Here is a 12971-nt window from a genome sequence, read left to right as displayed (position 1 = left end):
TATATGTTAATACGACAAGTTCTGTATACGATTGTTAAGAAACCGGAGCGAATATTTTTTCACCTCAGTAGGAAAGGTTATTTTTATACGAATAAGGTATTGTCCTTACTGGGTAAGTTAAAACGGTCACCACAGGTTTTTGCGTTACGTTTTTATAGAAAACTACCCGAGTCTTGTAAAGGTTTTATAAAAAATAATGGTTACCTAAAGAAAATAGCTGGAAAGATAGTCAAAGTGGATCGTGGTGCGCGGGTTTATGTTAATCCGAATCTTTCACGCCTCCAGTTTCTAGAAGAGCTGAATAAACTACAGGTAGGTTACGTATTGCTTAGATGGTGGGATGCTCTACCAGATTACCCTGATGAAGAGGATATGGATATCTTAGTCAAGGATGATGATTTTCCTAAGATTGAGCACCTGTTTGTCGACTACGCGACCGATATTCCTTGTGATGTATATACCGTAAGTGGAAGCCATGGCGGGCATTATCGTGGTCTTCCTTATTATCCACCCAAGTTGGCCAACGATCTTCTTGCTACTCGGGAGTTTTATCACGAATTGGCTTATGTTCCTTCCGCCTATATGTATTTTGTCTCCATGGCGTACCATGCTTTATTACACAAAGGTAGTCAGTCTGGGCTACATGGATTTACAGAACGGTCTAACAATCTTGAGCACCACTATGTCAATCTTCTTGGTGAGCTATCTAAATCTCTAGATTTGAATCTCGAAATTACCGCTCAGTCACTATGGGATTGGCTGCTGCAGCATGAGTATGCACCCGGAAGAGACACACTTACTAAATTAGTTGATATTAGGAGCGAGTTGGAACTATTTGTAGACCCTGTGGTGTGCGACGCGAGAGGCGGCGAACTCTGTTTATTTGTGGTACGTGAGAAAGCCATAGAAAGAGGGATGTTAGAACTATACGTTAATTTGATCACGGCAAGTCGTATAGACATTATTAAGCTCGTTCATCTTTCACCTGAATCACAGAAAGAATGTGAGCTGCAATTACGTGGAGGTAAGTGGGACAAGGGGCCGTATCCTATATCAGGTGGAAGGCCCGCCATAATGATTGTCGCATATGACTATCACCCCAAGCCATTAACAGATAACCAACTCAAAACCAACCGCTGGTTTACGAATCGGCACGTACCGGAAACTAAGCAGCGATGTAGGAATGAGCTCGAATATCGTGAGTTCAAAAGCCGTCATTTTAATGGACTGCATTCTGCAGATAATGAACATGAAGCGTGGCATTATCTTGAGTTAGGTGCTGACAGTGAGCTGGATTTCGTAAAATCAGAAGTGGACAAAAGGCGTGCGAGATATCGCAATGTATTTCCTGTAAAGGAGATGCTTTCCGAGGGGCGGCGGTCGAAGGTAGAGCTAATTAGTTATCATGGCATCCCCGCGATAAAGAAAACGTTTAGAATTGGTTGTGAACGATACTTCGAAAGGGAATTGTTGGCTGCGGAGCAACTAGCGACGGAGTTATCGTTTATTCCAAAGTTGCTAGATAAAGGTGATGGCTATCTTATTCTTCCATACTTGGAAAACATACTTGCGGGACTGGGGGAAAAAGAAAGTATGAAAGTGATTAGAAAATACAGGAACAATATATATAGTGTTATTAAGGAAATGTATTCAAGAGGACTGGCATATATAAACTTCACTCCTGGAAATATTATCATTACTCCGGAGGGTGAGTTCTTTGCGATTGATTATGAATTTTTGCAGTCCTATAGGCAAAAGCCAGATGATATGGATCATGCGTACGAGGTTAAAGGTATTCCCGAGGACTTTGACGGTGATCTTCCTGCCGGTTTTGGATATCTGACAAGTGACTTCCGGTATATATGGGAGCCTTACGTAGGGTCTTGGGAATCATTGCTCAAAACTGATGTAATAACGTGTTAACACTTCAATAATTATTGGGACGCATCATATTCGACAATGTTATTGCTAAAACCGGCGTATCTATGTTGCGACCATGACAGTTACATAGGTGACCAGCATTAGCGTCCGTCCGTTATTGTGCAGGCTGACTGTTTGTTAATCCCCAATCAAATACAAAAGCAATATGTATAGAAAAATATGACCCTCATCATTGAAACACCAGAATCGATGACAAAAGAGCGGAATTATATTCTGCAAACATTATTGGGCGAGTTTCTAGGCTTGGAATGGGTGCATCATCCAACTAGCCGGCAAGATATAAAGATTACACAGTCTGGAAATGTTGCTGCGTCCATTTCTCTACCCGACGTGCTATTTAGTACTTCTGAGAATAAGTGGCTAGACTCAGCGTCGCTGCCAATCTCATCATCGCCATTGTGGGATACGGATGATCTTGGGTTAGATATTTTGCTTGTAAAAAGTGTTGTTCCCGTTATCTACGGTGATCAGGAACCGGTGTCACGCAACAACGGCCGTAACATGTATTTGCCCGTAGATATATTTGGATCAGCATTTTTCATGCTTACTAGATATGAAGAGTTGATTGTGACTGATCAGGATGATCATGATAGATTTCCTGCAACTGCATCAAGTGCCTATCAAAATAACTATTTGGATCGCCCAATCGTCGATGAGTATGTGGAGATATTGTGGGCGTGTATATCTGAATTGTGGCCAGACATCATTCGTAAACGACGCGTCCCAAAAAAACTAATCAGTTGCGATCTGGATCGTCCTTTTGACTGCAGCGTCGCTACAATTAAAGGTGTTTCGCGTCGTTTGGCAAAAGATATCGTAAGAGACAAATCACCCAGGCAGGCGCTGGATACTATTTTGACTTCGTACCATAGATGGCGACATGACTATTCCTCTGATGAATATCTACAGGCTGTCGACTGGATTATGGATGCAAATGAGAAAGTAGGTAATAAAGTTGCATTCTATTTTATTACAAAACATTCCCACCATGGATATGATGGCTGCTACAGCATGACACAATCTGTTATAAGGGGCCTGATGCGGCGGATAGTTAACAGGGGACATGAAGTAGGGTTACATGCAAGTTATAACAGTTATCGAAACCTTGATCAGATAAATTGCGAGCTGGGGGAGCTGAAGCAGGCATTGGCAAATGAGAGTATTGCAGTTGATGAGATAGGTAGTCGTCAGCACTATCTTCGTTGGAGTACTGCCATTACTCCTAGATATCTCGATGCGGCTGGGGTTAGTTATGATAGTAGTCTTGCCTATGCGGATCGGCCAGGGTTCCGATGTGGTACGTGCCATTCATTTCGTATGTATGACCTGAAGTCTAGAAAAACGTTGACGTTAAGAGAAAAGCCATTGATTCTGATGGAGTGCTCAGTGCTTGGTGAACAGTATATGGGGCTTGGGTATAGTGATGATGCACTACAGTTAATGAAGTCTTATAGGGATGTATGCGAACAATTTGGTGGCGATTTCACCCTGTTATGGCATAACAGTCATTTTGAGTCTGCTAAGGACCGGGAATTTTACCTGCAACTGATCAGTTGATGGTGCAGCTGTAATAATATGAATGGTACGCACTGACATATGCTAATGTTTTGCGGATTAGCATGATAGGTCTGTTGATTGCGCCATAGAGTGTGATGATGCACTTCACCAATTGATTGATCGTTTCTAATTACGGTTAGGATGAAATAGTGGCAATTTGTTCTCTTATTAGGGTGCTTGACGCGTAGAGACTTTCACAGATGAATATTACATCTTCAACAACCGATAAAAGCGTTAGTGCCGTGTTGTTTTGTTACAATGAAGTGGAGTATATACAGAAGACTATACGTTCTATTCAAAATCAAAGTATTGCTGTTGAAAATATCATCATAGTCGATGACTTCTCAACTGATGGAACGGTCAAAGTCATTAAGCAACTGGCAAGCACCGATGGACGAATTCAATGCATTCAAAATAAATACAAAAAGGGGAAAGTAGGCGCTTACCAAACTGGGTTGGAAAGAGTACGTACCGAATATTTCTTTGTTATCGGTGCGGATGACGAGGCAAATCCGAATCTCGTAAAAGAATCATTGGAATATATTGAAAAAAACGAAACTTCATTTGTTTTTAACTCGGCGGAGATGATAGATGAAAACTCCTGTCCGCTTAACAGACAATTTATTTCTTCATTTGATGCGGCGACATGTTTTTATTACAACAAAACTGGCGGTCTGATTTTTGCCAGAAGTAAAATAATTGAGGAAATTATTCCTTTTCCGAGCCAGTTAGAGTTTGAAGATTGGTATACTGTTTTAACGCTTTTTCAACGTTTCGGTCGCGTTGAAACCAGTGTGCAGCCACTAATAAAGTACAGGATCCATTCGCGGTCAGATAGCCAGGCGTCCAGATGGGATTGGCATCGACGCCGAAGTCTGCTTGAGAGGGACATCCGGTTCTTGAAATTGATGAGGCAGCGGGAAGCTACAAATGAAAGCGCAAGAGAAGAGTTGTCGCGTTCTATTCGGTTCAGAGAGAGGCTGATCCGAGGATTGCCGAGTTTAGGTAAGGACATTAGGATGTCCATGATTTTGTTGAAAAGTTACCTCAGTCTGTCTCTTTCAAGAATTATATCCCGTCTAGCGCAACTGCGCATTAAGGCCGAAAATACACGGCATTAAGTAGCTCAATAATATTGATATATCTATTTTCTTTGATATTGGACATGTAGCATTGCGGGTACTATTTGTTAATCATTTATTGGATCCGGTTTCTGGTGGTGGGACTGCGGAACGTACACTGCAGCTTGCTCGCTTTATGAGTAAGGAGTCAATGGATTGCGGAATACTTACCCTTGATATTGGCGATCTCCGTAACAGTGAAAAAAAACTTTCCGGGGTTCCTGTATACAGGCTGCCCTGCATATACGATCGGTACTTTATCCCAGCTCCAGGGCGCCGGAGTGTTACTCGATTACTATTAGAGTATGACGTTGTGCACCTAATGGGACACTGGACCTTACTTAATGCGATTGTGGCCATCATCTGTCTGCGGAAGAAAAAGCCATATGTCGTCTGTCCAGCTGGAGCACTCAAAAACTACGGACGTTCTAGGTGGTTAAAAAGGATATTTGATTTCGTTATTGGTAAACGCATAATTCGTTATGCCAGCGCCTGGGTTGCAGTGACCGAAGATGAGAAACTAGATTTTGCAGGTTATGGCATCAAACCCAAGTCAATTATTGTAATTCCTAATGGTGTAGATCCTGTTGATTACCAGAGTCAATGTTCTAGTAAGTATAGAAAAGAATTACTGCTGGAAAGACGATTCTCATTAGATGGTCAGCCTTACATTCTGTTTCTCGGACGTTTAAATAAAATAAAAGGGCCGGATCTGCTGCTCGAAGCATTTGCTACGGTGATTAAAACTTTTCCTGATCTTCACCTGGTTTTTGCTGGCCCGGACGCAGGACTAATGGAAAGTCTTAAAGTATACTCTTCGACGATGGGTATTGCTAAAAGTGTACATTTTGCTGGTTATATTAAGGGTGATGAGAAGGTAAATGCATTACTTTATGCAAGTTGTCTGGTTATTCCCTCCCGCGAAGAGGCAATGTCAATTGTTGTACTTGAAGCGGGGATGTGTAGCACGCCAGTGATTTTCACTGATCGGTGCGGGTTAAATGAGTTTGCATTAAAAGGAGCAGGTATCGAGGTTCAAGCAAATGTCAACTCTATAGCCAAGGCTTTGATACGGATGTTAAGCTCACCGGAACAAATGAAGGAAAGTGGCACGATTCTCAATAGATTGGTCAGAAAAAGCTTTTCGTGGAGTACCCAGGCTCAGCGTTACCGGGAATTATATAAAAACATGCGTGAATTCAACTTGTAAGTGCAACTCCATTTAACGTATAGAGGGAAAGCTGTGGTAGCATCGCGGCTTTCTCTGTCAGTCAAGAAAGAGGAGCATCATGGAGAGCTACACACAGCTTATCCATGAGGAAAGATACCAGATTCACGCACTGACGAAAGCAGGTCATAACCAGCTGGAGATTGCTCGAATGCTCGGATGCAACAAATCCTCGATTGATCAAGAGTCCAGGTGCAATAAGGGTTTTCGAGTCCATCGCCCAAATAAGGCTTAGTGGTTTACCCTGTCTCGGCGTAATGCTAAGGCAAAGCCTCGCATTGCCCGGTAGGACTGGAGTCCAGAGCAGGCCAATTTGTGGCTGGACAGTGAGTTTCATAATTCGATTAACCATGAGTGTATCTAGCAATTTCGTTCACGGTATACGCACATGAGACGGTAGTCTCTACAGCTGCCTGCGTTGTTAAAAGCAGCGTGAAAAGCGCTATGACAGCTATAGCCGGCGGGACATCATTCCGAAGTAAAATTCGATTGAACAGTGTCCGAAGATTGTCGAATACCGCAGAAGAAGTGGCGACTAGTAGTTTGATTCCGTAATTGGCAAATGCCACCGCGGGATCCTTGTCACACTGACAGAGAAGAAAGTCAGACTTACCTTGATCGCTTAAGTAGCCAGAAAATCGGCGGCCAATGTAAAACGAGCTATTCTTCGCTTATTCAAGCCTTTGGCAGATAAGATTCACACCCTGACATCGCATAATTGGAAGAGAGTTTTCTAAATATGAGCAGATTGCCTTACGCTTGAATACAGATTTCAATTGTATATATCCCTGTGCGTCGTGGGATCGAGGACTGAATGAGAATACGCCCGGGTTAAATCGGCAGTACGTCTCGAAAAGCGAGGCCTTCACTGACCTCTCAAATAAGGAGATAAGGATCATCATGGATAAACTGAACAATCGCTCCCTTAAATTTCTTGGTATAGAAACTCCAAATCATATATTTTTCGGGATCAACTCACATGTTGCGCTAGTGAGTAGGATCAGCGATGTTAGATAAGTAGAATGATGATTTATCCATTGGCTGTCATGGCGAATACATTCGCTATGACAGCTTTGTTGATAGCGCTTGGGGTCAGCGGCTATTCCAGTCTGGCTGCAGACGTAGGTATTGTTCACGGTGCATCGCTGGCCTTGTTTTTCGCATTTACAGCCAACGCCCGTAGTCTAATTCTAAGTAACTCGTACTCCGTTTCTGCAAATTCGATCATGCACGTGCGATTGATTTTGCTTTTACCGCTGTCAGTCGTTTCTTATTTTCTAAGTGTTGGCGTTGGTGTTGAGGCTGGTCTTGCGATCGTTCTGATAGTCCGACGGGCAGTGGAGTGGCTGGGCGAGGTACAACTAAGTCAATTCGAGCGGCTTGGTCGTAAACGAGAAACTAAACTATACCTGCTGGTTCAGTCCTTACTTCTTGTTATAGCTTATTGTTGGTTAGTGTTCGACATGCCAAACCCGTATTTTGGGTTGTGGTTGTGGGCCATTCTTCCGTTGTCATTAAATATGTCAGCTATATTTGATGCGCTAACTGAAATCCCAAAGTCATTAAGTAGCTTTTTTGTTGTCCTATTCCCTCATATTGGATCTTCGGCAGTTATTGGAATAACTATTTATATCTTTCGGTTACTGTTGTTGTATACATCTGGAAAAGAGACAGCAGGTGATTTGTTTGCTGCCTTTGCGATAGGAGGATTGATAGGGTCAGTATTTGCCAATGCTCTAGGTGCCAGTATTACTTTCCATGAACAGCGGAGTGGTACAAGTCATTTTCCCTCTTTTTTTCGCGTTGCCCTAAATGGATCACTCGTTGGAGGGGGGGTATTGTTTATCACGGCTTCAGCTCAATGGTCCATTCTAGAAATGATAGGAAAGTCATACTTATTTTGGCAGGCAGTAGGACTATCCCTCATTGGCGGAGTAGTTATGGTTTACGCGCAGCGTATCCGGTTTAGATTATTACAAAGTGACAAAGAGCATGATGTTTTTGGTCCGGATGTAATGGCGAATATTCTGTTGCTAGCGGCAGTGCCGTTTAGCTATTACCTGTTCGGTAGGGAGTCTTTAGCGGGACTATATCTATTGAGTGCGGTGCTATCCTTTATTTTCTACTTAAGCTCACGAATGGGAGAAGTTACGCGTGATTTGTCTGCGAATGTGCGAAGGAATATTAAGCTGGTTATCGCAATAATATTATTATCTCCATTGTATTTGCAGGCTGGATACGGAATATTTCATGATCCCTCTTCATCGTTTGAATCAGACGGAAAATTGCTTAACCTTCCGATTCCTTTCGCCGTGTTTGGGTGTTATTTGGGTATTGTATTATTGGGTGATTATCGGAGATCTTACTTATCCTTTTCGACTATATTTCTAACATTTGTTCTGATGATGTTGTCAGTAATATTTTCCAGCACAGGCGATTATGTGCTGCAAGAGGCCAAATTAGTTTTGCTGTTACAGTATATGTTGCCTATGTTTGCCCTTACATTAGGGCAGATGTATCGATCGACTGGTAAGGATGATGTCAGCATTGGAGTTGGAAAGATGTTTTTCTGGGTGTTGGTGGTAATTGTACCATTACAGATAGTGTCTAGCTGGTACCAAGGATCGCCTTATCTAATGCCTTCCGTGTTTGGCATTTTCAGTATTTATCAATACGCTACAAGCGTACCAGTAATATTCGCTAGCGGATATCTGTTTGCAATTTTCGCACTATGGGATGTGCCTGGCTATCAGCGTCCCTTATTTGTGCTGACACTGTTTGTGGCATCCTATGTTGGCGCTTCATTATCGATACTGGCAATAAGCGTCACATTAATTGGTCTTCTTTCGCTGACTTTCTATTATTGGCTATCCAAGAAAGATAAAAGTCCTGTGGCAGTTTTTATTCTAGCGGTGGGCTTGTCTTGGGGCTATTTTTACGTGGCCGACCATTACTATGTAACAACAGAAAGATCTGTCCAGGTGAATTCTACTGTTTTGAAATCGTCAACCAATGCGAAGCGCGATTGGCCGGAAGCGTATATAACTGAAAATACCCTCTCAGATCAACGCGATAAGTCAGAGAATGTTGCGCTGGGTATTCAACAACTAATGTTGCACTGGAGCACCTATCTTAACGGCGTCATCAGTAATTCAGAAACATTCCTGTTCGGTAATGATGCTCGGCCAGATCGAAGTAGATATCCAGGTGCACGCAATTATTATCTTGATTATCTATACAATTATGGACTGATTGCTTTTATGCCTATATTAGTATTGTTGGTGCATACGTGTGTCTTAATTTATCGATACAAAAAACAGATTTATCTTTCGTCCTGGTTAACAGGGCTATCCGTAGTTGTATTGGTGTTACTGTTTTTGGATAACTCTTCGAGCATTGGACTACGGCAACCATATCCAGGAATTTTTACTTTCTTTTTATGGGGGTACTTGTTAAGTAACCTACTTAGCCTTAACGTGGAGAACAACCCTACATGAATCCAAATTTACAGGAAATTCTTGGCAGAAATAGTATAAACATGCTCTTGTCAATGTTCTGGGGAGCAGTATTTTTCCTATCAATCATGGCAGTTAGCAATTATCCAGGCCAAGGCTATGTATATATAGTATTCACAATCATTTCCAACTTGTTGCTGTACTTTGGCTTCAGGAAAAACGCAATATTCTTTGACACGTTTTTAGGCATATTCCTGTGGTTGGGCTTCTGGCTAAAGTTTTCAGTTCGAATAGTTTTTGCTGATGGAGTATTTCGTGAAGCGGTGGGATCTTTTGATGGCTCCAGCATGGCCTTCGATAATGCGTTGCTGGTGGCAAGTGTTGGTTTGTCTGGATTTCTGCTAGCCAGTATTTTGAGAGAAAAGTTTCAATTTAATTATTCATCGAACATAGAAGGCGTCGCTCAGCAAGGGCTTTTTAACTTTTATCAGGACTACCGGAAGTTTATATGGACTGGATTTGCAATACTGTTTCTTGTCGTTGCTGTCACTAATATCTATCTGGGAATCTACCAGCGCGGTAGTATTACTCGAACGATATTGCCTTTTGGTCTGAATGGTATTTACAAATGGTTATTATTGTTTGGCTTGGCTTCTATTTCAGCATTAATACTAAGATTTGAATTTGCACTCAAAAAACATACCTTTCTTCCTGCTATGACTTTGGTATTTCTTGAGAGCTTTATTTCCAATATATCCATGCTAAGTAGAGGGATGATTCTGAATGGTGGCGCACTTATATATGGGGTATTGGCGGCATTAAAGCCTCATTCAATAAAAGCTAGTTTCAGAATCCTACTAGCTGCAGGGATTATCTTTTCAGTGCTTTTTATTGGATCGGTTCTAGCGGTTAACTATCTGCGGTCCGAAAGTTTTAACTTATTGCGTTCCGAGAGCCAAGAATTACGCTCCGATGGTTATCCTGTAGATACTAAACATTCGCATGTGGCCAAAAGAATAGAGTTAACTCAGAAGATGACCAGTCCGCTATTTATCGACCGCTGGGTCGGTATAGAGGGGGTGATGGCGGTATCCAGTTACCCTCACCTTGGATGGGATTTATGGAAGAATGCGCTTAATGAGTCATACAATGAAACTGAAACCAGTTTTTATGACAATAATTTAATAGAATCACCCTATATTAATACAGATAAATCTGCGCATCATTTTATATCGTTGCCCGGTATTGTCGCCTTTTTCTTTTATCCTGGGTCATTTCTGTTTCTATTTATTAGCACCCTGATGCTTGGCGCTGTAGCGGCGTCAATTGAAGCTTTTGTTTTTCGTTTTGGGGGAAGGAACTTTATATTGTGTTCATTAATCGCACAAGTTGTTGCTTTCCGTTATGCCAGTTTTGGTTACGTACCAAAACAATCATATCTATTATTCGGGGCGATTTTACTTAATATAATAATTATTTATTTGGCAGACAAATTCTTATCACGTTTTGTTAGGTGATCAGACTTAGATAGGGCTTACTAAACGTAATATAGGGCCATTTTGATTTATGAAAATTATTGTCGTTACTCAATACTTTTGGCCGGAAACTTTCATTATTAATGATCTGGTTATGCACCTTTATGGTCTAGGGCACGACATCACCGTCTTGACTGGAAAGCCAAATTATCCGAGTGGTGTTGTTTTTGAAGGGTACTCGGAAGAAGGTGTTCAAAAAGAAAAGTATAAAGGGGTAATAGATATATTAAGAGTGCCTTTGCGTGCTCGTAAATCGGGTCGTTCTAGAGATTTGGTGCTAAACTATCTTTCTTTTGTTTGGTCGGGACTTCGTTACTTTCCGAAACTTGTTAAAAATCGGCAAGCAGATGTAATTCTCGTATTCGCTCCTTCACCAATCACATCAGCAATAACTGCTGTTCCCATGAAATGGCTGAAGAAGGCGCATCTTTCTATATGGGTACAGGACCTGTGGCCCCAGAGTCTATCGGCGACAGGACACATAAATAATTCCGTGATACTCGGTATGATGGGCTGGCTGGTTAGAGCACTCTACTATTTTGCCGATAGTCTACTTATTCAGTCTCGCGCCTTTTATGGGCCGGTATCTCACCTTTCCAATAGCGATAAAATAGTTTACTACCCCAATTCAATATCGCTACCACCAGAAAATGGTCAGCAGGGTGTAACGTTGCCCGCTGAATTAAATAGCTTACTAAACAGTAAATTTTGTATGGTATTTGCTGGTAATATCGGTACAGTGCAATCTGTAGAGACGATTGTTCACGCGGCATTACAGTTAAAAGATTGGGATGATATCCGGATTGTCATGGTGGGTAGCGGTAGTCGATTGGAGTGGGTTAGGAAGCAAAAAGAAAAATTAGAACTAGACAACCTATATCTGGCTGGCCGATTTCCGATGGATTCAATGCATAAAATATATATGCAAGCTGCTGGCTTGATTGTGACGTTGAAGGATGAAACGATATTTTCACTAACTGTTCCCAGCAAGGTGCAGGCATATTTAGCTGCTGGTAAACCAATTGTAGCAGCGCTGAACGGAGAGGGTGCGCGAGTTATATCAGATTCAGGAGCGGGATTGATCAGCGCAGCTGAAGATGTCGATGCACTGGTGTCATCTATAAAAAAGCTCCATGGCTTGAGTGAGGCCAAGCGGCGTAAGATGGGAGATGCTGGGCGTGACTATTTTCTTGAGCACTTTGAAATGAGTCGTCAGGCTTCTCGACTGATAGAGATACTCGAGCAAAGGATTAATATGAAAGAGGTAGTAGGCTGATGAGGGTTCTGGTGCTTGGAGCCTCCGGGATGTTGGGCAATGCGGTTCTTAGATTGTTTGCGAGTAATGGCGAGCACGATACTTGGGGTACGGTACGCAGTGATGCATCGTTCCGGTATTTTCCAGGCCAGTTAGCGTCTAAATTAATTCCTGATGTGGATGTACTTAATCAGGCAAGATTATTGGATGTTTTTGCACAGGTACGCCCGGAAGTCGTCATAAACTGCGTCGGCATAATTAAGCAACTTGAAAATGCCAATGATCCGTTGGCTGTGTTACCAGTGAACACGTTGCTACCACACCAACTTGCAAAACTGTGTGACGTGGCAGAAGCAAGATTAATACATATAAGTACAGATTGCGTGTTTTCTGGTAACAAAGGGCGATATACCGAGTCAGACTGTGCGGATGCCAGAGATCTTTATGGGAAGTCTAAATATATTGGAGAGTTACATGATTATGCTCATGCGATTACCTTGCGCACATCGATCATAGGGCACGAGTTGAACTCAAATTATGCGTTACTGGAATGGTTCTTGTCCCAGCATGATAGGGTTAAAGGCTATACCAGGGCGATTTTTTCTGGATTGCCGACTGTAGAGCTGGCAAAAGTAATGCACGATTGGGTTTTGCCGCGGCCTGAATTGTGCGGCTTGTATCATGTCTCGTCCGATCCGATCTCGAAATATGAGTTACTAAAGCTAGTGTCGAGAGTTTATGGAAAAGATATCATTATTCAGCCAGATGATGAGATAGTCATCGATCGTTCTCTGGATTCATCACGGTTTAAAGATGTGTCTGGATACCAGCCGCCAAACTGGTCGGAGTTGGTCAGTAGCATGCACCGGGCGCGTTAGG

At 42.2% G+C, this 12971-nt stretch carries 9 protein-coding genes; all 9 read left to right on the top strand.

All coding sequences use genetic code 11. From position 1 onward, the window contains the following. The first annotated feature begins 3 nt into the window (after positions 1–3). The 9 genes from AAY24_RS11355 to AAY24_RS11320 all read left to right on the top strand — a co-directional run bounded on the left by AAY24_RS11355 (position 4) and on the right by AAY24_RS11320 (position 12970). On the top strand, positions 4–1923 hold the full coding sequence (locus AAY24_RS11355) for a hypothetical protein (protein ID WP_046859776.1): 1920 nt from the start codon (positions 4–6) through the stop codon (positions 1921–1923). Positions 1924–2100: 177 nt separating this feature from the next. Then, the gene (locus tag AAY24_RS19210; protein ID WP_046859775.1) at positions 2101–3498 is read left to right on the top strand and encodes a polysaccharide deacetylase family protein; all 1398 of its coding nucleotides are present in this window, start codon (positions 2101–2103) and stop codon (positions 3496–3498) included. Between the two features lie 200 nt (positions 3499–3698). Beyond that, the gene (locus AAY24_RS11345; RefSeq protein WP_046859774.1) at positions 3699–4619 is read left to right on the top strand and encodes a glycosyltransferase family 2 protein; all 921 of its coding nucleotides are present in this window, start codon (positions 3699–3701) and stop codon (positions 4617–4619) included. 52 nt (positions 4620–4671) lie between these two features. Then, the gene (locus AAY24_RS11340; protein ID WP_046859773.1) at positions 4672–5829 is read left to right on the top strand and encodes a glycosyltransferase; all 1158 of its coding nucleotides are present in this window, start codon (positions 4672–4674) and stop codon (positions 5827–5829) included. Between the two features lie 79 nt (positions 5830–5908). Further along, positions 5909–6082 (top strand): helix-turn-helix domain-containing protein, encoded by a 174-nt coding sequence (locus AAY24_RS19690; RefSeq protein ID WP_082117123.1) that lies wholly within the window; start codon positions 5909–5911, stop codon positions 6080–6082. A 787-nt stretch (positions 6083–6869) separates the two neighbouring features. Further along, positions 6870–9344 carry a hypothetical protein gene (locus tag AAY24_RS11335; protein ID WP_052761205.1) on the top strand — a complete coding sequence of 825 codons (2475 nt, stop codon included), beginning with the start codon at positions 6870–6872 and terminating at the stop codon, positions 9342–9344. Continuing rightward, a complete protein-coding gene (locus tag AAY24_RS11330; protein WP_046859772.1) occupies positions 9341–10819 on the top strand; it encodes a hypothetical protein in 1479 nt (492 codons plus the stop codon). Before AAY24_RS11335 ends, AAY24_RS11330 begins: the two co-directional genes overlap by 4 nt. Positions 10820–10868: 49 nt before the next feature. After that, the gene (locus tag AAY24_RS11325) at positions 10869–12113 is read left to right on the top strand and encodes a glycosyltransferase family 4 protein (RefSeq protein ID WP_046859771.1); all 1245 of its coding nucleotides are present in this window, start codon (positions 10869–10871) and stop codon (positions 12111–12113) included. After that, on the top strand, positions 12113–12970 hold the full coding sequence (locus AAY24_RS11320) for a dTDP-4-dehydrorhamnose reductase family protein (RefSeq protein ID WP_046859770.1): 858 nt from the start codon (positions 12113–12115) through the stop codon (positions 12968–12970). The genes AAY24_RS11325 and AAY24_RS11320 overlap by 1 nt, the downstream gene beginning before the upstream one ends. Position 12971 lies beyond the last annotated feature (1 nt).

It is taken from the genome of Sedimenticola thiotaurini (assembly GCF_001007875.1).
Taxonomy (GTDB): domain Bacteria; phylum Pseudomonadota; class Gammaproteobacteria; order Chromatiales; family Chromatiaceae; genus Sedimenticola; species Sedimenticola thiotaurini.
The sequence above is the reverse complement of the archived record's forward strand: the minus strand, read 5'-3'. Positions and strand labels throughout refer to the sequence as shown.

Excerpts from the sequence above, each read along its gene's own strand:
- AAY24_RS11355 (WP_046859776.1), top strand. The coding sequence starts at position 4 with ATGTTAATACGACAAGTTCTGTATACGATTGTTAAGAAACCGGAGCGA.
- AAY24_RS19210 (WP_046859775.1), top strand. The coding sequence starts at position 2,101 with ATGACCCTCATCATTGAAACACCAGAATCGATGACAAAAGAGCGGAAT.
- AAY24_RS11345 (WP_046859774.1), top strand. The coding sequence starts at position 3,699 with ATGAATATTACATCTTCAACAACCGATAAAAGCGTTAGTGCCGTGTTG.
- AAY24_RS19690 (WP_082117123.1), top strand. The coding sequence starts at position 5,909 with ATGGAGAGCTACACACAGCTTATCCATGAGGAAAGATACCAGATTCAC.
- AAY24_RS11335 (WP_052761205.1), top strand. The coding sequence starts at position 6,870 with ATGATGATTTATCCATTGGCTGTCATGGCGAATACATTCGCTATGACA.
- AAY24_RS11330 (WP_046859772.1), top strand. The coding sequence starts at position 9,341 with ATGAATCCAAATTTACAGGAAATTCTTGGCAGAAATAGTATAAACATG.
- AAY24_RS11325 (WP_046859771.1), top strand. The coding sequence starts at position 10,869 with ATGAAAATTATTGTCGTTACTCAATACTTTTGGCCGGAAACTTTCATT.
- AAY24_RS11320 (WP_046859770.1), top strand. The coding sequence starts at position 12,113 with ATGAGGGTTCTGGTGCTTGGAGCCTCCGGGATGTTGGGCAATGCGGTT.